This window comes from Streptomyces sp. NPDC053513 (genome assembly GCF_044544765.1).
In the GTDB taxonomy this organism is placed as follows: domain Bacteria; phylum Actinomycetota; class Actinomycetes; order Streptomycetales; family Streptomycetaceae; genus Streptomyces; species Streptomyces litmocidini.
Map to the genome: position 1 here is coordinate 329,591 of NZ_JBITXP010000001.1, position 20,607 is coordinate 350,197.

Here is a 20,607-nt window from a genome sequence, read left to right on the forward strand (position 1 = left end):
GTGACACGTACGGGGGAAGATCGCGGAGACTCAACTCCCGTGCCGCCCGAGAAGTTGGGCGGCGCGCCGGTCCACCCAGGTGGCCCGAATGGAGTACATTGACGAACCCTGGGTCCGGACGCCCTCACGGGTGCCCGGGATCAAGGGGAGGGGGCCGTACACGGCGCTCGAACCGGCGGCGCTTCGGCATCGCACGGAAACCGGCTGCACAGAGTGACCGCCAGTCACTCCCCGTAGCGAACAGGTAACCGTGCCATAACGGCGTTCCAGGGTCCACGCCCGACACGCCGGGCAACTCGGCAAGGTAGTGGCAGGCTGCACCCGGGCAGGCCACACTCGACTAGCGGAAGCAGCGACGCACGTGACGTCGGCAGGCACCACCCGGGAGGTCCCCATGCCCGAACTGCGTGTCGTGGCCGTCTCCAACGACGGCACACGACTGGTGCTGAAGGCTGCTGACAGCACGGAGTACACGCTTCCGATCGACGAGCGGCTCCGTGCCGCCGTGCGCAACGACCGCGCGCGCCTCGGCCAGATCGAGATCGAGGTGGAGAGCCACCTCCGCCCCCGTGACATCCAGGCGCGGATACGAGCCGGTGCCTCCGCGGAGGAGGTCGCCCAGCTCGCCGGCATCCCCGTCGACCGCGTGCGCCGCTTCGAGGGTCCCGTGCTCGCGGAGCGCGCCTTCATGGCCGAGCGCGCCCGCAAGACCCCGGTCCGCAGGCCCGGCGAGAACAGCGGCCCGCAACTCGGCGAGGCGGTGCAGGAGCGGCTGCTGCTGCGCGGCGCCGAGAAGGACACCGTGCAGTGGGACTCCTGGCGGCGCGACGACGGCACCTGGGAGGTGCTGCTCGTCTACCGGGTCGCGGGCGAGGTCCACACGGCCAGCTGGACGTACGACCCGCCCCGGCGGCTCGTCCAGGCCGTGGACGACGAGGCACGGGCCCTGATCGGCGAGACGGACGACACGATCGCCGCCGCGCCGGAGCCGAGCTTCCCCTTCGTGCCGCGCATCGCCCGGCTGCCCCGGGACAGGCCGCTCGACCGTGCCCTGGACCGTCAGATCGACCGTTCCGACCGGCAGCTGGAGCGGGCGCCCGCGCCCGTCGAGCCGGAGGAGGAGCGGGACTCCCTGACGAGCCTCCTGGAGGCCGTGCCGAGCTTCCGCGGCGACATGGTCGTGCCCGAGCAGCCGGACAGCGAGCACGCGGAGGAGGTCGAGGCGGAGGAGCCGCCGGCCCCGGCCGCCTCGGCGGGCGCGGGTTCGGCCTACGCCGACGTCCTGATGCCCCGCGCGGTCTCGGGCCACCGCGACCGCCTGCACGGCGCCACGGACCGCCAGGCCGAGGCGGACGGCGTCCGCCCGGGCCGCCGCGCCGCCGTACCGAGCTGGGACGAGATCGTCTTCGGCACCCGCCGGAAGAAGCAGGACTGACACGACCGCACGCGCGCGGGGGAGGCGGGACCGCCCCGTCCACGCGCCCGCGTGTGCGGGACTCGCTGCGCGCCTGTGCGTACGGGGGACGGGAGCGCGCCCCGTTCCCGGCCGCGCCACGGGGTGGCAGGAGCGACCGGGCCGCGGGCGCGGGACTCTCACCCTGCTGCGCGCGCACGTACGGGGCGCTGGGCCGGCGCCCGTACGCGCACGCGTGCGGAGGCAGCAGGGCCGGCGCCCGTACGCGCGCGTCAGGGCGGGGCCGGCCCCGTCATGGATCCGAAGGGGCGGTCACGCGTCCGCATGGGCGGGAAGGGCCCGCTGTGTGCTCCGGTGCGGGCCCTGGTGGGGGACGTCAGCGGGGGGCCGGGCCCGTGGCGACCGGGCGGGCGGGGTCCGAGGACCATTCCGACCAGGAGCCGGCGTAGAGACCCGCGGGGATGCCCGCGATCTCCAGGGCGAGCACCTCGTGGGCGCCCGAGACGCCCGAGCCGCAGTAGACGGCCACCGGGGTCCCCTCGGTCGCGCCGAGCGCGGTGAAGCGGTCCCGCAGGGCGTCGGCCGCCAGGAAGAGGCCCTCGGCGTCGACGTTCTCCGTCGTCGGGGCCGAGACCGCGCCCGGGATGTGCCCGCCGACCCGGTCGATCGGCTCCACGTCGCCCCGGTAGCGCTCGGCCGCCCGCGCGTCCAGGAGCAGCCCCGTGTCGGGCAGCGCCGCGGCCGCGTCGGCGTCGAGCAGCTCCAGGGCGCCCGGCTTCGGCCGGAAGTCGCCCGGCTCCGGCGCCGGCACCTTCTCCGTGAGCTCCCCCGTCCAGGCCGCGAGGCCCCCGTCCAGGACCCGCACGTCCGGGTGGCCCGCCCAGCGGAGCAGCCACCAGGCGCGGGCCGCGCCCCAGCCGAGGCCCCCGTCGTAGACGACGACCGGCCGGTCCGCCGAGACGCCGGCCCGGCGCATCACGGCCCCGAAGGCCTCCGGGTCGGGCAGCGGATGGCGGCCGCCGCTACCGGGCGGGCCCGCGAGTTCCGCGTCCAGGTCGACGTAGACCGCGCCGGGAAGGTGACCCGCCTCGTAGGCGGGCCGCCCGGGCGGGCCGCCGAGCGTCCAGCGGACGTCCAGGAGGACCGGCGGCCGGTCCCCGGCCGACTCGCTCAGCAGTTCGCTTGCGGAGATGATGGGCTTCATGGGTGCCATCCTCGCGCAGCCGCACGGCCGCGGGGGACGGACCCGGCGACCTCCGACGGGTTCTCGCCACGTCCGGTGTGGCCTGGGCACGTCGCGGCCCCGTCGATGTCACCATCGGACGGAGCACGGCCACGACGACGGTCCGAGGAGAGGGTGACGATGACCGAGGCGACTCCGCGCCCGCCCGGCACACCCTGCTGGGTGAGCCTGATGGTGCACGGGATCGACGCCACGCAGGAGTTCTACCGCGCGCTGTTCGGCTGGGACTTCGTCCCCGGTCCGCAGCAGCTCGGCCCGTACGTGCGCGCGCTGCTCGGCGGCAAGGAGGTGGCGGGCATCGGCCAGCTGCCGCCCGACCGGCACCTGCGGATCGCCTGGACCCCCTATCTGGCCACGGCGGACGCCGACGAGACCGCCGAGGACATCCGCAGCTGCGGCGGCACCGTCGCCGTCGGCCCGCTGGACGCGGGCGAGGCGGGCCGTCTGGTCATCTGCTCCGACCCGTCCGGCGCGGTCTTCGGCGTCTGGCAGGCGGAGGCGCACCACGGCACGGCGGCGGCGGGGCCGCCGGGGACGCCGGTGTGGAACGAGCTCCTCACGTACGAGACGTCCTCGATCGGCAAGTTCTACCGGTCGGTCTTCGGCTACGAGGTGGAGCCGGTCGTCTCGGCCGACCACGACTACGCGACGCTCCACGTGGCCGGGGCCCCGGTGGCCTCGCTGCACGGCATGGGCGACGCGCTCTCCCGGGACCGGGGCCCGCACTGGATGACGTACTTCGAGGTCGCCGACACGGACGCGGCCGCCGCGCTCGTCCTGGAGCTCGGCGGCCAGGTGCTGCGCCCGCCGCGCGAGGGCACGGCGGGCCGGCTCGCCCTGGTGGCGGACCCGGAGGGCGCGGTCTTCAGCCTGGTCAGGTCCCCGGGGAACTGAACGCCGTGGCTCAGCCGCGCCTGCTTCGGGCCAGGGTGCGGCGCAGCCGGGAGGCGCCGGTGCGGCCCGGGGCGGGGCCGCCGCCCGGGAGGCCGAGCAGGGTGAGCCGTTCCGCGGTGAAGTGGTGCGCGATGCCGGGCTCCGCATGGTGCTCCGCCAGGAAGGCGGCGGCCTCCTCGCGGAGCCCCGGGTGGACCTTGTGCCGCATGCAGTAGCCGACGGCCCTGACCAGGGGCGTGAGCGAGGCCGGGGCCGCTCCGGGCACGGCGGGCTCCCCGCCGCCCTCCAGGTCCGCGACCAGGTGGTCGACGACGGTGAGCGGGACGCGGTTGCTGTTCTCGAAGGGGGTGAGCCGTTCGAGGACCTCGGCGGTGCCCACGCGCGCGATGGGGATGTCGTAGTAGACGGCGGCGGTGAGCATCGCGGTGGAGAAGCAGCCCACGACGAGCTCGGGCCGGCAGCGCTCGTAGAAGGTCTCGGCGAGCAGCGGCCCGTCGAGGACCGTGAGCCGCACGCCGCTCCGCCCGGCCTCCTCCTCCAGGGCCCGGGAGTAGCGGGCGGGGGCGGTCGGGTGCGGCTTGAAGACCACCGACCGGTGGCCGGCCGCGGCGGCCCCGCGCAGCATCCGTACGTGCAGCTCCTCTTCCTCCTCGGGGGTGAGCAGGGAGAGGGCGGCGAGGTACTGGCCGAGCAGCAGGGCCGTCGGACCGGCGGCCGCCGCCCGCGCGATCCGCGGGTCGTCGGCCGCCTCCTCGGCGAGCTCGGCGAGGACGGCGCGGAAGGCGGCGTCGGGGACGAGCTCGGGCTCGACCCCGTACTCGCTCAGGAGCAGGGGGCGGAGGCCCGGCACCAGGTCGAGGTGGAGCACGCGGCGGACGCGGCAGGCGATCGACTGCGCGAGGTCGGAGCGGGTCGGGCCGTAGCTCATCAGGCCGTCGGCGTAGACGTGGACGGCGCTCTCGGGGAAGGCTCCGGCGAGTGCCTTGGCCGGGTTGACCTGGATGGATTCGACGACCAGCTCGACCGGGCCGGTGCCGAGGCCCCAGGCGGTGCGCAGGACGCGCTGCCAGAGCGGGGCCTCCTCGGGGCGGGGGGCCCAGGCGGCGGGGTGGTACGGGCGGATCGTCTCGTTCCAGTCGAGGGTGCCGTCGAAGCGGGCGGCGATCCGCTCGTACCCGGTCATGGTCTCCAGGCGCAGCGCGGTCTCCGGGATCTCGGCGTTGTGCGAGACCAGCAGGAGCCTGCGGGCGGAGCCGCGGGGGCCGAACCGTCCGGCGTCGAGCGCGGCGGCGAGGGTCGCGGCGCCGTACAGGGTGGACACCTGGAAGATCTGGACCGGCGTGTCGGGGGTGGCGTCGGGGGCCATGGGTCAGGCGGTCCTTCCGGTGTCGCGCAGGCTCCGGAGGAGGGTGCTGCGCGGGGTGTCCATGGTGGCGAGGGTCTCGTCGAGGACCTCCTGCGGCATGCGGTGCAGGGCGCTCCGGACGTCGGTGCGCAGCCGCGCGGCGACGGCGGGCTCGTACGTGTCGGCCTTGCCCATGTGGAAGGCGATCATCGCGCAGTAGGTGCGGACCGCCTTCGGGAGGAAGCGGTCGGCCTCCGCGTCCCGGGAGACCTCGTCGAGCAGGAGGTCGTACGAGGGGATGAAGTCCAGCTGCCGGTTGTCGGAGATCTGGGTGAGCGAGGTGGTGACGCCCCGCCGGTAGAAGACGCCGTGCAGGGAGAGCGCCGCGAACGTGCGGGCCTTGAGGTGGAGCCGCCAGACCCAGAGCCGGTCCTCGGCTGTTCTCAGGGAGGTCTCGAAGCGGGATTCACCGTTCTCGAAAAGGCGTCCGCTGTAAATGCCGAAGGGGACGAAGGGATAGTCGACCATCGTCACCATGGAGGCCGGTGAGATTCCGTCCCTGGGGTCCATCACGGTGTCGCGCCGTTGGGCGGGGGCATAGCGGATCTGTCGCTTCCGGCCTTCCGACAGGACGTGGTCGGTGCGGGCGAAGTCGCAGCCCAGGCGGGAGATTCCGGCCACGGCGGCGCTCAGGTGGCCGGGCGCGTACCAGTCGTCGCCGTCGAGGAAGGTGAGGTAGTCGCCGCGTGCCGCGTCGATTCCGGTGTTGCGGGCCTGGGCGACGCCCTGGTTCGTCTCGTGCCGGATGACGGTGGCGTTCGGCAGGCGGCCCTGCCAGCGGTCGAGGATCTCCGGGGTCTCGTCCGTCGAGCAGTCGTCGATCAGCAGGAACTCGAATTCCGGATCCGCGTTGTTCGCGAGACTGCGCAGGGTGTCGGGCGCGTATGCCCCGACATTGTGGAACGGGACGACGACGGACAGTTTCGGCACTCGGGATCCCCACACTGAATCAAACAATTCAACACCGTTACGGCGGGCACAGTAACGATCGACTTTTCCCGGCGAACGATCCGCGCGTGCACTCCGGGTGAACTCTTGTCGTCTCCGGCGGAAACCCCGTCACCTCCGGGCCCGTCGGCGGTGCGGGAACCACGTCGCGGCGAGCGCGAGGAGCGCCGCCGCGCCGACCGCGCCGCCGAGCTTCAGCCCCGGCGGCCGGAAGGAGCAGCTGACGGTGTCCGCCCGTCCGTCGAGGGGGACGGCGACGAGGCCCTCGTACGCGCGCGCGGGGCGGGCGTCCGCGTCGCCGGCGGCGCAGCGCCAGCCGGAGATGCGCGGCGCGGCGAGGACCGCGACGCCCCTGCTGCCCGGCGGGAGTTCGGCCGTGACGGTGTGTCCGGTGGCACGCACGCGCGTGGCGCCGTCGGCGGTGAGCTGCCGCACGGCGGAGTCGAGCCGGGCGCGGACCAGGCAGCCGACCGGTTCCCGGGGCAGCCGCACCGTGCCCTCGGGCCCCAGGTCGATCCGTACCGCGCCGGAGTCCGGGGCGGTGCCGAGGGCCTGCATGGGGGCGCGTACGGAGGGCGGCTTGCCGTCGAAGTCCACGGGCCGCTCCCCCGCCAGGGCCGCCGTGCCCCGGTACTCGGGCGCCCAGAACCAGACCTGGGAGCCCGCGGGGCAGCGGGCGGTGACGGTGTGTCCGGTACGGCGCGGGGCGGGCAGTTCGTACACGTCGGCGCCGAGGAGGCGTTCCTGGCGGGCGAAGGCCGAGTCCCCGGGGTGCGTGGCCGGGCGGCCCGCCGGGCGGACGGTGACCAGGGGCGGGACGGGGGTGGTGGTGGCGGTGACCGTGGCGCGGGGCAGGGCGTCCTGCCGTACGGGCTCCGTGGGCCGCGAGCGCAGCCGGGTGCCGATGGAGAAGAGGGCGTCCGCGACGGGGTTGTCGAGGCTGACCGGGTGCCGGCCCTTCGCGTAGTGGCCGAAGCCGAGGGAGGCCAGGGTCCGGGAGGTCACGTCCGAGGTGAGGCTGCTGTAGTAGTCGGCGCCCTGCCCTCCGACGAGCAGCACGTCGTTGCCTCCGGGCACCTCGCCGGGGTCCGTGCGGTACCGGGGCCAGGCGTCCGCGCGGTCCGTCTCGGCGGCGGCGGTCTCCTGCCAGGGGCCGACCCGGGGCGACCAGGAGACCTCGCCCCGCCGCTGCTCCTCGATCCGCTTCCCGCTGACGGCCGTCTCGCCGGCCTGTGCGGCGACGAGCAGGACCACGGCCAGGACGGGGAGCACGCGCGCGCGTGGTGCCCGATCCGGCCGCACGCGCGCGTGGCCGCGGCGGTCGGCGGCCAGGGCGAGGGGGGCGGCGGCGAGCGCGAGGAACGCGGCCGTGCCGAAGGCGGGGAAGGTCCACCGGTCGATGTCGGCGCTTCCCCGGGCCGTCCAGGCCAGGGCCCCGAGCAGTGCCGTGCCCGCGAGGAGCGGGGCCGGCCGGGGCACGCCCCGGGCGGCGGAGAACCAGGCGGCGACGACCAACAGGCCGCACAGCACGAAGGCCTGACGGTACGGGATGCCGTTGGGCGAGGCGCCCGCGTGCCACAGCAGGTGCGTGGGCTCCCACTGGAGGGAGAGCGTCACCAGGACGATCGCGGTCGTCCAGCCCGCCCGGACGCGCGGGGCGACGGCCCGGTTGAAGGGCAGCGTCAGCGCGAGCACGAGGGCGGGCGTGCCGATGAAGAGGGCGGGGCTGGCGACGCTCGCGGTGGCGGGCAGGAACCGGGCGAGGAGGTCCGTCCAGGGCGCCGGCGCGAAGACGGTCGCGGGGGTGGGGTCGGCGACCTTCGTGGCGAGGAAGACGACCAGGACGAGCGGCGCGGCGAGCCCGATGCCGATGAGGACGCTCCGGGCGGCGCGCAGCGCCCCGGCGAGGCGCCGCCGGGCGTCGGCGGTCTCCTCGGCGGTGAGGAGGCGGACGGCGAGGACGACGGCGGCGCCGAGCGTCGCCATGTACGCGGTGTAGAAGTTGGCGATCCAGGCCAGGGCCACGACGAGGGGGCCGAGGACGGGCCGGCGGCCGGTGCGGGCCCATTCGCCGACCAGGCAGAACAGGGGGAGGGCGACGAGCCCGTCGAGCCACATCGGGACGGTGGAGCCGTGGTCGAGGGTCCAGCCGGAGAGGGCGTAGGCGGTGCCGAGCACGGCGGCGACCGGCCACGGGCCGGGGCGCAGCCGCGGGAGCAGCAGCGCCATCGCGGCCGCCGCCGCGGTGATCTTGGCGGCGGTGACGACGTACAGGGCGAGTTCGACGCGGTCCGCCGGGAAGAGCACGACCAGCAGGTCGAAGGGGCTGCTCAGGTACGTGCCGATGTCGCCGAGGAAGTTGGAGCCGAAGCCGGAGTTCCAGTTGAGGAAGACGTCGCCGTGGGTCTCGCCGAGCAGGAAGGCCCGCCAGTAGGCGTGGAACGGCAGGTACTGCTGGCCGAGGTCGACGGTGTTCCGGGTCACCGGCCCGAAGGGGTACGTGCGGGAGAGCCGGGTGGCGAGGCAGAACAGCACCGCGGTGAGCAGGGCGGCGGCGGCCGGGGCCCGCAGGACCGCGAACCGCCGCTCGTCGCCGCGGTGCCGCTCCGCCTCGTCGCGTACGGTCTCGTCCTCGGCGCGGGCGGCCTCGACGGCGGGGGGCACACGTCCTCCAGGGGGCGCACGGTACGGAGGGCCCGGAGGGATCGTCACGGGCCGGCCGCCATTACCGCCGAGGCGGACGACCCGCAACCGAGCGGCAGGCGCTCTTCAGGCGCACCCCGGGTGAACTCCGGGTGCCGACGGATGCCGACGGATGCCGACGGGTGCCGACGGATGCCGACGGGCGAACTCCGGGTGCCTACGGATGCCGACGGGCGGACTCCGGATGCCTACGGATGCCGACGGGCGGACTCCGGATGCCGTCGGGAGCCGACGGGTGGACTCCGGATGCAGTCGGATGCCGGCGGGCGCCGTCGGCTCCTCGTGTCACCCCACGGGCGCCGGGGCGACGAGCTCGTCGACCGTGCGGGCCACCGTGCCGAACAGGTCCCGGACCGTCGTGAGGCCCGCGGCCTGGAGGGCCTCCGCGGGCAGGGCGGTGCCGTCCGGCGCCTCCAGGGGGCGGGTCGCGGTGGCCTCGGCGACGACGGTGGGCCGGTATCCGAGGTTGAAGGCGCCCTGGGCGGTGAAGAGGACGCACATGTGGGTCATGAAGCCGGCGATGACCAGGTCGCCGCCCACGCCGAGCTCCTTGAGCGTCTCCTCCAGGTCCGTGCCGTGGAAGGCGTTGGGGAACTGCTTGACGACGACCTTCTCGCCCTCGACCGGGGCGACCTCGTCGCTGATGGAGCCGATCTCGGCCCGGATGTCGTACGGGGTGCCCCCGCCGCCGTCGTTGACGACGTGGACGACCGGGGCGCCCACGGCGCGGGCGGCGGCGAGCAGCCGGGCGCCGGCGGCCACGGCCTCCTCGGCGCCGTCGAGCCGCATGACGCCGGTGCGGTAGGTGTTCTGGAAGTCGATCATGATCAGCGCCGACTCGCCCAGTCGCGGCAGCTCCTGGGGCAGGCCGATCACATCGCGCAGGGTGGTGGACACGGTCATGGCGGTTCCTCTCGTCGTGAACGGCGGGACGGCTCGGGCGCGCCGCCCCGGGCATGTTTCACACGCTAACACAGTTCGTTAGCGGCGATAACAAGCAGGAGGGCGGCGCCGTCGGCAGTCCCTCCCGGCGCGGGATCCGCCCAGGTCCGCCGTGTTAGCGCTGTTATCGTGGGGGCCATGTCGACGGCACGAGAGCGCATCCTGGAAGCCACCGGGGAACTGCTCGCCACCAAGGACGCGCTGGCCATCTCGACCCGGGCCATCTGCGACCGGGCGAAGGTGGGCATGCCCGAGATCTACCGCCAGTTCGGCGACAAGCAGGGCCTGCTGACGGCGGTGGCCGACATCGGCTTCGAGCGCTTCCTCGCCGAGAAGCGGCGCAACCCGCTCACCGAGGACCCGGTGGCGGACCTGAGCACGGCCTGGGACAGCCACGTCGCGTTCGCGCTGCGCAACCCGTACCTCTACCGCCTGATGTTCACGCCGACGGGCGACGCCAAGCCGCAGGCGATCAAGGAGGCGCAGGCGATCCTCCTGAAGGCCGTGGAGCGCTGCCGTGACGCCGGGCGGCTGCGCATGAGCCCCGAGCTGGCCGGCCAGTCGATCCTCTCCGCCAACGTGGGCGTGTGCATGATGGCGCTGTCCTTCCCCGAGCTGTTCGGGGACCCCGCCATCTCGTACGCGGTCCGTGACGCCGTCATCGGGAAGGTCACCGGCGACGAGCGCGAGGACGCCCGGCTCGGCTCCGCGACCGTCCTCGCCCAGGCGCTGGTCGGCACCCTGACGGGGACGGCGCCGGTGAGCGCGGCGGACCTCGAACGGCTGACGCGCGCACGGCGGGCACCGGACACGACCCCGGAGCCGTGACCCCCGGCCGTACCCCCGTCCGTGCCCGGAGACGCGGAAGACCATTTCTCTCTTTGGCCACCTGGACGCAAGACCCGGCCGGATAGAATCCCGGCGCGGGGGGTGAGGTGTGGAAGAGCGGGCTTCGGCAGCCGATGTGACGCGTCGTGACGACGCCGGTTCCGGCGCGGGAGCGCCCGACGCCGCCGTGACGCGCCGCGACGGCGGCGGGGAGCCCGGGCCCCTGCTGCGATTACCCTCGGCGCTGGCCGAACGGTTCACGGTGGTCCGGGAGTTGCCGCACCAGGGCCGCGAGGCGGACGTGCTGCTCGTCCGCGACGCCACCGGGAACGCGTTCGTCGCCAAGGTGTACCGCCACGGGGTCCGGGTCGCGCCGGAGGTCTGGGAGCGCTTACGGGGGCTGGAGAGCAGCCATGTGGCGCGCGTGATCGAGACGGGCTTCTCGGACGGGCGCGACTTCGAGGTCTCGGAGTACCTCTCCGGAGGATCGCTGGAGGACCTGGCCGGGGCCGGGACCCCGGTGCCGCCGGACGTCCTGTCCGAGGTCGTCTCCCAGTTGACGGCGGCGGTGGCCCATCTGCACGGCGCGGGGATCGTGCACGGCGATCTGAAGCCGTCGAACGTGCTCCTCCGCCGCGGGGAGCCGCTGGAGCTGGCGTTGGCCGACTTCGGCGTGAGCAAGTCGCTCGACGCGACCTCCCGGTTCACCCAGCGCGTGTTCGGGACGCTGGCGTACGCGGCCCCGGAGTACGTGTTCGGCGCGGAGGTCTCCGGTTCCCAGGACTGGTGGGCCGTCGGGATGATCGCCCGCCAACTGGCCACCGGACGCGCCCCGTTCGAGGGCCTGTCCGAGCAGGCGGTCCGGCACCACCTGGCGACGCGGCCGGTCGACGTGTCGGACGTGCCGGACGAGCGGGTGCGACTGCTGTGCCGCGGGCTGCTGGTGCGGGACCCGGGGCGCCGGTGGGGAGCCGCCGAGGTCCGCGGATGGCTCGGGGGCGGCTCCCCCGGGGTGCCGGAGGAGCCGCCCCCTCCCGCCGTTCGGCCGGCGGGCCCCGGCGGGCGCAGGCCCCTGCAGTTCAAGGGCGTGAAGTACACCGAGAAGGCGGCGCTGGCCCGGGCCCTGGCGGCGGACTGGGAGACCGCCGCGCGCCGGTTCTTCGTCGCCATGGGCGACCGGGACGACCCCAGCCAGGGCTGGCGTCAACTACGCGCCTGGCTGGCACAGTTCGAGGACCCCGAGTACGACGACCTCGAAGACCTGGTGGACCTGGTCGACGTCCACCTCCCCGGGCCCGAGGCCCCGGACGCGAAGCTGCTGCGGCTGCTGCGCTGGCTCGATCCGACGATGCCGCCCGTCTACCGCGGAAAGCGCATGCTCCCCGAGGACCTGCTCGCCCTCGCCGAACAGGCCTCCTCCCCCCACGACGACGAGGAGCGCCGGGCCGCCCGGGAGCTCGTCGACGAGCTGTACACGGGCGACCTGGTCACCGCCCTCGCGACGTTCGGCGAGGGCGCCGGACAGCTCGCCGACGTCGACCGGCGGTGGCGCGACCTGAACGCCCGCTGGGACGAACTGCGGAGGTCCACCGCGCTGCCGACCAGGGTCCGGAGGGAACTCGCGGACTCCGAGATCCGGGTGGAGGCGCTGGCCGTCGCGGTGGCCCCGGACTGGGCACGGGCGCTGCGCCGTCGGATCGAGTCCGCCGCGGAGCCCGTCCGGGGCAGGACCGGCTGGTTCGACGCGCTGCTGGCCGACGGCGGGGACCCCGTCCGTCATCTGGCGGCCACCCTCGCCCTGCCGGCCGCCGTCGCCGAGGCCCGCAGGCTGGACGAGCTGCGCCGCGCGCACGCGGCCGCGGAGACGGCCCACCGGCACGAGTGGCGGGACTCCGAGGAGCACCGGCGGTCCGGCACCGGAGAGGCCGTGCTGCGCGCCCTCGGCGGAGCGGCCCTGCTGTTCGCCCTGCCGGTCGGTCTCCCGCTGGTTCTGGGAACCCTGGTCGGCGAGGCGGAGTTCCTCGGGCGGTTCGTCCCCGCCGCGACGGTGACCTGCGGGATTCCGCTCGCCTGCGAACTGGCGCTGGCAGCGGGGCTCGGCGGGGACTACCACCCGGGGTGGTCCCTCCGGTCCCGCCTCGCCGGCCTCCGCCGTCGGCTGCCCGGCCGGCAGGGAGCGCTGGCGACGCAGTTGCAGCCGCTGCGGAAGAGCACGATCGCCTGCGGCGGGGGCTGCCTCCTCTATCTGGCGCTCGGCACCGCGATCTGGGGGATCGTCACCCTGCGGGCGTGGTCACCGGTCCCCTTCCTGATCGGGGCGGGGTACGGGGTCTGGACGTTCGCCCGGTACCGGGATTGGCGCACGGCACACCAGTCACAGCGGACACAGGTTCTGGGGGAGCGATGAGCGGGCCCAAATGTACGACGTACCAGCTCGACCAGTCCTTCACCGCCGCCGAGTTGCGCGCGGCCGCGCGCGACGCCGCGGTGCGCGAGGCCACGCGGCGCCGTCAGGAGGCCGCCCGCGAGGCGGCCCTCCGGGCGGCGGCCGCCCGGGACGCGGCCGTGCGCGGGGTGAAGGCGCTCAACGCGCGGATCACGGCGCTCTCCCGGGCACGGGACGACCGCGGGAAGCAGTACGGCGCGGCCGTCTCCGTACGGGTTCCCGAGCCGCTCGTCCTCGGCACGCAGTCCACGTCCGAGCTGGAGTCCTGGTGCGCCGAGGCCGACGGCGCGCTGGCCGGCGCGGAGCGGGAACTGCGGGAACAGACCGCCCGCGCCCTCGCGACGGAACTGTTCGCCGGCATGAGCGGGCACACCGCCGGACGCCGCCCGGCCGAGGCCGCCGAGCTGTTCGCGGACCGCCCGGAGGGCTCCCCCGCCGTGCCCTCCGGTGCCGACGGCCCCCGGGACGGGGACGAGGCCGCGCGCGAGGACGTCGGACAGGCCCTGGCTCGGGTCCTCTCTCGCCTCCTCCCCGACTGCGACGAGGACCGTCGTACGGCCGCCCGGGCGGCCGCGGCGCGGGTGGCCGCGGCGGCGACCCCCGACGAGGCACGCACCTGGCTGACCGAGACGAGGCTCCGCGTCCAGCGTGCCAACGAGGCGGCGGAGGCCGCGCGGCGCGAGGCCCGCGAGGCGATCGAACTCCTCCACGACCTGGAGGAACCGGAGGGCACCGGGGAGACGGAGGCGGACTCCGTGCGGGCCCTGCTCACGGAGGTCGTCTCCGGCCACCGGGCGCTCGACGAGTCGCTGCGCCGGCGCGCCGCCGACTGCCGGGCCGCGGCCGAGGCGGAGGCCGAGCAGCGGTACGTGGTCAACACGGTGACCGACGCCCTCGCCGACCTCGGCTACCACGTCGGCGAGGGGTTCGAGACGCTCACCGTCGCCGACGGCGCCCTGCGCCTGTCACGGAGCGAATGGCCCGAGCACGCGGTCAACCTGGCCGTCGACCGGCAGGGCGGTCAGCTGCGCACCGCCGTGGTGCGCACCGCCGCCGGACACGGCGACGACGCCGCGCACCTCGACGTCGAACGCGAGGAGCAGTGGTGCCGGGACTTCCAGGAACTGCGCGACCGCCTGGCGGAGGCGGGGCTGAGGACGGACGTCCAGGTCGCGGTCCCGCCCGGGCGGGTTCCCGTGCCCCTGGTGGCCGCCCCGGCCGCGCCGGTCCCGCGGGCCCGGCGCGGGCACCGGGAGCGCGAGCGGTGACCCGCCCGTGACGACGACAGGGCCGTGGACCATGAGCCGGTGACAGGAGGAGGGGTCTTTGTCCGTCGAGGACACGCGCGCGCCCGGGAGCGTCCCGCCGGGCGGAGGGCCGCCGTTCATCAGGGAGTTCGAGGCGACCCTGCCCGTCCACGCGCAGTTCGTGCTGTGGGGGAACCGCCATGACAGCTTCCTCGTCCGGGAGCCGGGCGGCGCGCGCCCGCGCCTGCTGTCCCTGCCGGACCTGCTCTGGGAGACCCTCCGGGCCAGCGGCTACGCGTGCCTGCTCGTGCACGACCCCGTGGACGGCCTCCGGGTGCACCTGCCGGCCACCGCCACGGCCGAGGAGACCGAGCGGGCCGAGGCGGCCGCGGCCCGGCTGCTTCCCCGCCTCCCGCGGCCGGGGGCCCTCCCCTCGCTGGAGGCGCTGCGCACGCTGATGGCCGAACTGGCCCGTCCCGCGCTGCGGATCCGGGCCGCGCTGGCGATCGACGACGCCTCCCGCATCGCGCGCGGCCCGACGGAGATGGAGCCGAACGAGCGGGACTTCTTCCGGTTCTGCGCCAGGCTCTCCCGGATCGCCGTCCCGGTCGGCGCGCCGGAGGGCCGGACGACCCCGCTGTACAACCCGGTGATCTGGCTGGCGGACCGGGAGGGCGACCTGCCGGCCTGGCTCACCTCGGGCAACGACCAGATCCGGTCCATCGGGCTGCCGGTCCCGGACCTGGGCGACCGTCAGACCACCGCGCGCCTGCTGATGAAGCTCTTCGGCGTCACGGACCTCGACTCGGACGCGCGGGCGGCCGAGGCGTGCGAGGCGTTCGCGGCCCGGACGGACGGGCTCACCCTGCAGGCGATGATCGAGGTCACCCGGCTGGCCCGGGACCGCGGCCTGACGATGACGGAACTCCCGGACGCGATCCGCCTCTACAAGCTCGGCGTCATGGACAACCCCTGGAAGCGGGAGTACCTCCGCAAGCGGATCACGGACGGCCAGCATTCGATCCCCCGGCGCGTCGTCGGACAGCCGCAGGCCGTCACCAAGACCCTCGACATCCTGAAGCGGGCGGCCCTCGGACTGTCCGGCGCGCAGCAGTCCAGGTCCTCGGACCGGCCGCGCGGCGTGCTGTTCTTCGCCGGCCCCACGGGCGTGGGCAAGACGGAACTGGCCAAGGCCGTCTCGTCGTTGGTCTTCGCGGACGAGTCCGCCTACCTGCGCTTCGACATGAGCGAGTTCTCCGCGGAGCACGCCGGGGACCGGCTGATCGGGGCGCCGCCGGGATACGTCGGCCACGAGGCGGGCGGCGAACTGACCGACGCGGTGCGCCGACAGCCGTTCAGGGTGATCCTCTTCGACGAGATCGAGAAGGCGCACCCCCGGATCCTGGACAAGTTCCTGCAGATCCTGGAGGACGGCCGGCTGACGGACGGGCGCGGCTCGACGGTGCACTTCTCCGAGTCCGTCCTCGTGTTCACCTCCAACCTCGGCATGAGCGTGGAGGACGACGGCGGACGGCTCGTGCCCCACGTCCACCCCGGGATGCCGTACGGGGAGATCGAGGAGCGCGTGAAGGCGGCGATCAGCGACCACTTCACCCGGGTCCTCGGCCGACCGGAGCTGCTCAACCGCTTCGGGGACAACATCGTGGTCTTCGACTTCATCGGCCCCGAGGCGGCCGCCCGCATCTTCGACCTCCAGCTCGACAACATCGTGTCCCGGGTCCACGAGGAGCAGGGCATCGCCCTGGAGGTGGCCCCCGAGGCCCGGGAGGCCCTGCGGGAGCGCTGCACCGGCAACCCGCACACGGGCGGCCGGGGCATCGGCACGGCCCTGGAGTCGCAGTTCGTCAACCCCCTCGCCCGGGCCCTGTTCGACCGCGACCCGGCGGCGGACGCGCACGTCCGGGTGACCGGTCTGCGGCGCGAGGGCGACATCGTCTCCGTGGAGCTGGCATGACGGCCTCCCCCGCCTCCCCCCGCCCCGTGCGGCTGATGCTGAACAAGGCGCACTATCCGGTGACCTCGCTGGGCCCCGGGACCCGGGCGGGCATCTGGACGCAGGGCTGCACGATCGGCTGCGCCGGGTGCGTCTCGCAGGACACCTGGGCGGCCGATCCCGGCACGCTCGTGGACGTCGAGGCGGTCGGGGCCTGGCTCGCCGGACTGCCCGAGCCGCTCGACGGGATCACGGTCTCGGGGGGAGAGCCGTTCCAGCAGCCGGAAGCGCTCGCCGCGCTCCTGGACCGGGTGGACGCCTGGCGCCGCGAGCGGCCCGCGCCCCTGGACGTGCTCGTCTACAGCGGGTACTCCCTCGCCCGGCTGCGGAAGGAGCACCCCGCGCTGCTCGACCGGTGCGACGCGGTGCTCACCGGTCCGTACGTCGAGCGCCTCAACACCCCCGGCCTGTCGTGGAGGGGTTCGAGCAACCAGCGGCTGACCGCGCTGACCGCTCTCGGGCGCGAGCGGTACGAGGGGACCGGCCCGGCCGGACCGCCGCCCATGCAGGTCGCGGTGGCCGACGGCCGCATCTGGTTCATCGGCGTTCCCCGCCGGGGTGACATGGACCGCCTGAGCACCCGGCTCCGATCGGCCGGCATCACCATGGAAGAAGTGTCGTGGCGCAGCTGACCTGCTCGATCTGTGGACTGGAGGCGGAGGACGACGACCTCGTCTGCCGGGGCTGTTCCGGGAACCTCAGCCGTCCCGTCGCCGCCCGTCATCCGCTGCCCGGGGCCGGGGCTCCGGGGGCGGCGGACGAGGGCGGTCCGGCCGAGGAGGACCAGGATGACCAGGAGGAGGGGCCCCTGGTCTGCCCGCACTGCGGGGCTCCGGTTCCCGTGCCGACCAATCAGGTGTGCGTGGCCTGCCAGCGGTTGCTGGGGGAGGCGCGGCCGACCCGTACCGCCCCGGCGGAGGCGCGGCCGACCCGTACCGCCCCGGCGGAGGCGCGGCCGACCCGTACCGCCCCGGCGGAGGCGCGGCCGACCCGTACCGCCGCCGTGGACGCCCGGCCGTCCCGTACCGCCGCCGTGGACGCGCGGGCGACCCGCCGTGATCGGCCCACCACCGTCCTGCGGATCCGGTTCGGCGTGGTGGAGCGCACCGTGGTGCCGGGCGGCACCCTGCTCCTCGGCCGGGCTCCGGCCGCCGGCGCGACGCGCGGCCTGCTGGCCCGCCACGACAACGTCTCCCGTCGGCACGCGACCGTCGGCCTGGAACCGGACGGCACCGCCTGGGTGCGGGACGAGCACTCCACCAACGGCACCTTCGTGAACGGCAGTCCGGTCGGCGCCGGGGCGCGGACGCCCCTCCGGGACGGTGACGTGCTGAGGCTGGCCGCGGACTGCACGCTCGTGATCGCCCTCGACGGGCCGGACGAGGGGTGACGGCCGGGACCGTCGCCCCTCGTCCGCCCCGGTTCAGTCGCAGCCCTTGGCGCTCTCGGCCGTGATCGCCTCGGCGGTGTACGGGCACTGGAAGCCGATCCAGCGCAGCTGCTCCCACAGTCGCGGCCAGGGCTTCAGCGGGCCGCGGCACACCAGGAACCTCTGGCCGTCGTCGGAGACCGGGAGGTCGTTCTCGTACGCGCCGCGCGGTTCGCACGAGGCGAAGAGCGCCCCGAACCGCTTCGGGTCGACGCCGATGGCGATGACGGTCGTCTTGTCCTCGCCGGGCACGCCGAAGTCGGCGTACGAGTTGTGGCCGCTGTACGCCTTCGGCAGCCCGTACTCCGGACCCCACTTGTCGATCGCGCCCGCCTGGCCGTAGTGGTTGCCGTAGATGACGGTGTGCGCCTGCTCTCCCGCCGGCAGCGAGCGGTAGACGGCGCCCACCTGCCGGGTCATCTCCGGCCAGCCGACCTGGTCGAACTGGACGATGGCCATGCCGCTGAGGACGGGATTGCTCGCGTACACGTTGATCGGGAGCGTCGGCAGCAGCAGGATCGCGCTGCTCACGGCGTTGAGCACGGTCAGTCCGCCGACCACCCCGAGCCGCTTGGCGTCGCGGGCCCACCGGTCGACGACCACGGCCCCCGCGGCGAGGAGCACGTACTGCAGCGCGGTGGTGTAGGCGCCCTGGCCGCCGACGACCAGCAGCACGACCACCATCAGCGGGTACGACCAGCCGACGAACCGGTAGGCGCGCCACTCGGGGCGGCGCAGCAGCGCGACGAGACCGGCGATCCACACCGGGTTGAGGAAGAAGCCGATGAGGAGGAGCTGCATCGGGACGAAGGTGCTGCGGGACAGGGAGTCCAGCGCCTTGGACAGCGCGGCGCTCATCTCCAGCTGCGGCATGCCGTGCGTGACCTGCCAGATCAGCACCGGCGAGGCGATCACCACGGCCACGCCGACGGCGGCCGGGAAGCGCCGGGTCCGGAACACCCACCGCGGTCCGAACACCAGCAGACCGGCGCCCAGGCAGAGCATCAGGAGGACCAGCAGGTACTTCGCGGTCAGGCCGACGCCGACCACGACGCCGATCGCCCACCACAGCCGGGTGTCGCGGGTGCGCACCATCCGGATCAGCAGCCAGGTCACCGTGATCCAGGACAGCTCGTCCCAGTTGTTGGTGCCCATGATGTGGCCGGTGTACATGACCAGGCCCGAGGCGAACGCCATGAACCCCGCGAGCGTCTGCGCCCGGGAGCCGCCGCCCAGCTCGCGGGCGATCAGCGGGGCGAGCAGCACGGCGAGGGAGGCGAGCAGCGCCGGCACCACGCGGAAGCCGAAGAGGTCGTCCCCGAAGACCGCCATCTCGGCCTTGGCGACGAGCGCGACGAGCGGCGGCTGGTCGACGTAGCCCCACGCGAGGTGGCGGCTCGCCGCCCGGGTGTAGAGCTCGTCCACGTGGTAGCCGTGCCGGGTGGCCAGCACCAGCAGGCACACCGTCATCGCTGCGGCGGTCAGGGACACCGGCCGCCACGGCACGGGAGCGAGCCCCGCCCCCTCCGGCGGCGGCGTGGACGCCTCCTGGTCCGAGGGCGCGGTCGCTTTCACGAAAGTCATCGGGGACTCCGTTCCGTCAGGGCTCGCCGGCCGTGTCGGAATGCCGGACACGACTCAGCCCTCCAATATCGGCGCGCCCACCGGCGCCCTCAACGAACTTGAACCGTGCCGACATTGCGCAGGCCGTGGCCCGCGTCCGGCGGCGGGGCGCGGTTGGCCTGGGAGTTTCGTCCAGGGGGCAACTTGATGGCGAGGTCCGACCCGCCGCCGGAACACTCGGTGACGTCGGCTGCCGTCACACAGGGAAGGCACGGCATGACCCCACCCCTGCCGCGCAACCGGAACTACCGCGTTCTCTGGTCCGGCATGTTCCTGTCGGAACTGGCCGGCGAGGTCGCGTACATCGCGTTCCCGCTGCTCGTGCTGGCCCACGGGGGCTCGGCGGCCGCGGTCGCCGGGGTCGCCGCGGTGCTCGCCGGGGCCCGCACCCTGGTCAGCCTGCCCGCCGGGGTGCTGGCCGACCGCGTGGACCGCAAGCGGGTGATGGCGGCGACCCAGGGCGTCCGTACGGTGGCGATGCTCAGCGTCGCCGTCACCGTCCTGCTGGGCGACTGCCCGCTGTGGCAGGTCCTGCTCGTGGCCGTCGTCGAGGGCGCGGCCGCCGGCGTCTTCGTACCGGCCGAGAACGCGGCCCTCCCCCAGGTCGTGCCGGAGGACGTGCTGCCGCGGGCGCTGGCGCGCAACGCGGCCCGGCCGTTCGCCGCGCTGCTGATCGGTCCGGCGCTGGCCGGCTTCACGTTCGGGCTGCACGAGGTCCTGCCGTTCGCGCTGAACACGTCCGTCCTGGCGGCGTCGTTCGTGGCGCTGGCGGCCCTGCACCTGCCGCGCCGGGCCGCCGGGGTCCCGGCCGACGGAGGGACCGTGAGCGTCGCCGCGCCACGGCTCGGCGGGTTCGGGCCGCTGCTGCGCATGCGGACCGTACGCGCGACGATGGCATGGATCGTCGGGGTCAACCTCGCGTTCCACACCCTGGTCGTGCTCGTGCTCGTCGTGTCGGGCGAGGAGCACGTCGCGCCCGGGCAGATGGGCCTGATGATGACGTGCTTCGGCGCGGGCGGTCTGGTCGGCGCCCTGATCGCCGACCGCCTGCACGCGGCGGCGCTGCCGCCGGGGGCGCTGGTCATCGGCTCGACCTGGGTCTTCGCCGCCGTCGCCGTCGCCATGGCGTACGCCTCGCGCGGCGTGCCGCTCGGCGTCCTGCTGGGCGTGGCCGCGACGGCCATGCCCGTCGCGAACACGACCGTGATCACCTGTCAGTTGGCGTCCGTGCCCGACGGCCTGCGGGGACGGCTGTCCGGCCTGGTCGCCCTCGGTTCCGAACTGGCTGCCACGGCCGGCCCCGTCACGGCCGGCGTCCTGGCGACCGGCACCGGGAACGGGGCCGCGAGCATGCTCGGCGCGGCCGGGCTGCTGGCGGTCGTCGCCGTCGGCGCCACCCTGAGCCCGGCACTGCGCGGCCTCGCGCTGCCCCGGCCGTCCGGCGCACCCCAGCCGGCCCGCTCCTGACCAC

The 20,607-nt window shown here is 74.7% G+C and carries 15 protein-coding genes; 9 read left to right on the top strand and 6 right to left on the bottom strand.

What is annotated here, in order from left to right:
- Window positions 1–394 precede the first annotated feature (394 nt).
- Window positions 395–1,435: a septation protein SepH gene (gene sepH / locus ACIGW4_RS01355; protein ID WP_123457529.1), complete on the top strand. Its 1,041-nt coding sequence runs from the start codon at window positions 395–397 to the stop codon at window positions 1,433–1,435.
- A 355-nt stretch (window positions 1,436–1,790) separates the two neighbouring features.
- Here the strand turns inward: sepH and ACIGW4_RS01360 are convergent, their stop codons facing one another.
- The gene (locus ACIGW4_RS01360; RefSeq protein WP_359588470.1) at window positions 1,791–2,618 is read right to left on the bottom strand and encodes a sulfurtransferase; all 828 of its coding nucleotides are present in this window, start codon (window positions 2,616–2,618) and stop codon (window positions 1,791–1,793) included.
- Between the two features lie 159 nt (window positions 2,619–2,777).
- Between ACIGW4_RS01360 and ACIGW4_RS01365 the strand changes: the two genes are divergently transcribed.
- Window positions 2,778–3,551 carry a VOC family protein gene (locus ACIGW4_RS01365; protein ID WP_398712160.1) on the top strand — a complete coding sequence of 258 codons (774 nt, stop codon included), beginning with the start codon at window positions 2,778–2,780 and terminating at the stop codon, window positions 3,549–3,551.
- Window positions 3,552–3,561: 10 nt separating this feature from the next.
- Here the strand turns inward: ACIGW4_RS01365 and ACIGW4_RS01370 are convergent, their stop codons facing one another.
- From ACIGW4_RS01370 to ACIGW4_RS01385, 4 genes are all read right to left on the bottom strand, one after another.
- Window positions 3,562–4,917, bottom strand: a complete 1,356-nt coding sequence (locus ACIGW4_RS01370) for a polysialyltransferase family glycosyltransferase (RefSeq protein ID WP_123455824.1) — start codon at window positions 4,915–4,917, stop codon at window positions 3,562–3,564.
- A gap of 3 nt (window positions 4,918–4,920) precedes the next feature.
- Window positions 4,921–5,886 carry a glycosyltransferase family 2 protein gene (locus ACIGW4_RS01375; RefSeq protein ID WP_399577663.1) on the bottom strand — a complete coding sequence of 322 codons (966 nt, stop codon included), beginning with the start codon at window positions 5,884–5,886 and terminating at the stop codon, window positions 4,921–4,923.
- A 129-nt stretch (window positions 5,887–6,015) separates the two neighbouring features.
- Entirely contained in the window at window positions 6,016–8,568 is a 2,553-nt protein-coding gene (locus ACIGW4_RS01380; protein ID WP_399577665.1) for a YfhO family protein, read from the bottom strand.
- Between the two features lie 324 nt (window positions 8,569–8,892).
- Entirely contained in the window at window positions 8,893–9,510 is a 618-nt protein-coding gene (locus tag ACIGW4_RS01385) for an isochorismatase family protein (RefSeq protein WP_399577667.1), read from the bottom strand.
- A 177-nt stretch (window positions 9,511–9,687) separates the two neighbouring features.
- Here ACIGW4_RS01385 and ACIGW4_RS01390 point away from each other — a divergent pair, with 177 nt between their 5' ends.
- From ACIGW4_RS01390 to ACIGW4_RS01415, 6 genes are all read left to right on the top strand, one after another.
- Entirely contained in the window at window positions 9,688–10,377 is a 690-nt protein-coding gene (locus tag ACIGW4_RS01390) for a TetR/AcrR family transcriptional regulator (protein ID WP_399577669.1), read from the top strand.
- Between the two features lie 136 nt (window positions 10,378–10,513).
- Window positions 10,514–12,784, top strand: a complete 2,271-nt coding sequence (locus tag ACIGW4_RS01395) for a serine/threonine-protein kinase (RefSeq protein ID WP_359588476.1) — start codon at window positions 10,514–10,516, stop codon at window positions 12,782–12,784.
- Window positions 12,781–14,091 (top strand): hypothetical protein, encoded by a 1,311-nt coding sequence (locus tag ACIGW4_RS01400; protein ID WP_399577672.1) that lies wholly within the window; start codon window positions 12,781–12,783, stop codon window positions 14,089–14,091. Before ACIGW4_RS01395 ends, ACIGW4_RS01400 begins: the two co-directional genes overlap by 4 nt.
- A gap of 58 nt (window positions 14,092–14,149) precedes the next feature.
- Window positions 14,150–16,045: an AAA family ATPase gene (locus tag ACIGW4_RS01405; protein WP_399577674.1), complete on the top strand. Its 1,896-nt coding sequence runs from the start codon at window positions 14,150–14,152 to the stop codon at window positions 16,043–16,045.
- Window positions 16,042–16,716 carry a 4Fe-4S single cluster domain-containing protein gene (locus ACIGW4_RS01410; protein ID WP_398712176.1) on the top strand — a complete coding sequence of 225 codons (675 nt, stop codon included), beginning with the start codon at window positions 16,042–16,044 and terminating at the stop codon, window positions 16,714–16,716. Before ACIGW4_RS01405 ends, ACIGW4_RS01410 begins: the two co-directional genes overlap by 4 nt.
- Window positions 16,704–17,474, top strand: a complete 771-nt coding sequence (locus ACIGW4_RS01415) for an FHA domain-containing protein (protein WP_399577677.1) — start codon at window positions 16,704–16,706, stop codon at window positions 17,472–17,474. The genes ACIGW4_RS01410 and ACIGW4_RS01415 overlap by 13 nt, the downstream gene beginning before the upstream one ends.
- Before the next feature lie 33 nt (window positions 17,475–17,507).
- Here the strand turns inward: ACIGW4_RS01415 and ACIGW4_RS01420 are convergent, their stop codons facing one another.
- On the bottom strand, window positions 17,508–19,097 hold the full coding sequence (locus tag ACIGW4_RS01420; RefSeq protein WP_398712180.1) for a glycosyltransferase family 39 protein: 1,590 nt from the start codon (window positions 19,095–19,097) through the stop codon (window positions 17,508–17,510).
- Window positions 19,098–19,352: 255 nt separating this feature from the next.
- On the opposite strand from ACIGW4_RS01420, the gene ACIGW4_RS01425 reads away from it, so the two are divergent.
- Window positions 19,353–20,603 carry an MFS transporter gene (locus ACIGW4_RS01425; RefSeq protein WP_398712181.1) on the top strand — a complete coding sequence of 417 codons (1,251 nt, stop codon included), beginning with the start codon at window positions 19,353–19,355 and terminating at the stop codon, window positions 20,601–20,603.
- Window positions 20,604–20,607 lie beyond the last annotated feature (4 nt).

Bases quoted from the DNA above. Each gene is read 5' to 3' on its own strand.
- sepH (WP_123457529.1), top strand. From the start codon at position 395: ATGCCCGAACTGCGTGTCGTGGCCGTCTCCAACGACGGCACACGACTG.
- ACIGW4_RS01360 (WP_359588470.1), bottom strand. From the start codon at position 2,618: ATGAAGCCCATCATCTCCGCAAGCGAACTGCTGAGCGAGTCGGCCGGG.
- ACIGW4_RS01365 (WP_398712160.1), top strand. From the start codon at position 2,778: ATGACCGAGGCGACTCCGCGCCCGCCCGGCACACCCTGCTGGGTGAGC.
- ACIGW4_RS01370 (WP_123455824.1), bottom strand. From the start codon at position 4,917: ATGGCCCCCGACGCCACCCCCGACACGCCGGTCCAGATCTTCCAGGTG.
- ACIGW4_RS01385 (WP_399577667.1), bottom strand. From the start codon at position 9,510: ATGACCGTGTCCACCACCCTGCGCGATGTGATCGGCCTGCCCCAGGAG.
- ACIGW4_RS01390 (WP_399577669.1), top strand. From the start codon at position 9,688: ATGTCGACGGCACGAGAGCGCATCCTGGAAGCCACCGGGGAACTGCTC.
- ACIGW4_RS01400 (WP_399577672.1), top strand. From the start codon at position 12,781: ATGAGCGGGCCCAAATGTACGACGTACCAGCTCGACCAGTCCTTCACC.
- ACIGW4_RS01410 (WP_398712176.1), top strand. From the start codon at position 16,042: ATGACGGCCTCCCCCGCCTCCCCCCGCCCCGTGCGGCTGATGCTGAAC.
- ACIGW4_RS01420 (WP_398712180.1), bottom strand. From the start codon at position 19,097: ATGACTTTCGTGAAAGCGACCGCGCCCTCGGACCAGGAGGCGTCCACG.
- ACIGW4_RS01425 (WP_398712181.1), top strand. From the start codon at position 19,353: ATGACCCCACCCCTGCCGCGCAACCGGAACTACCGCGTTCTCTGGTCC.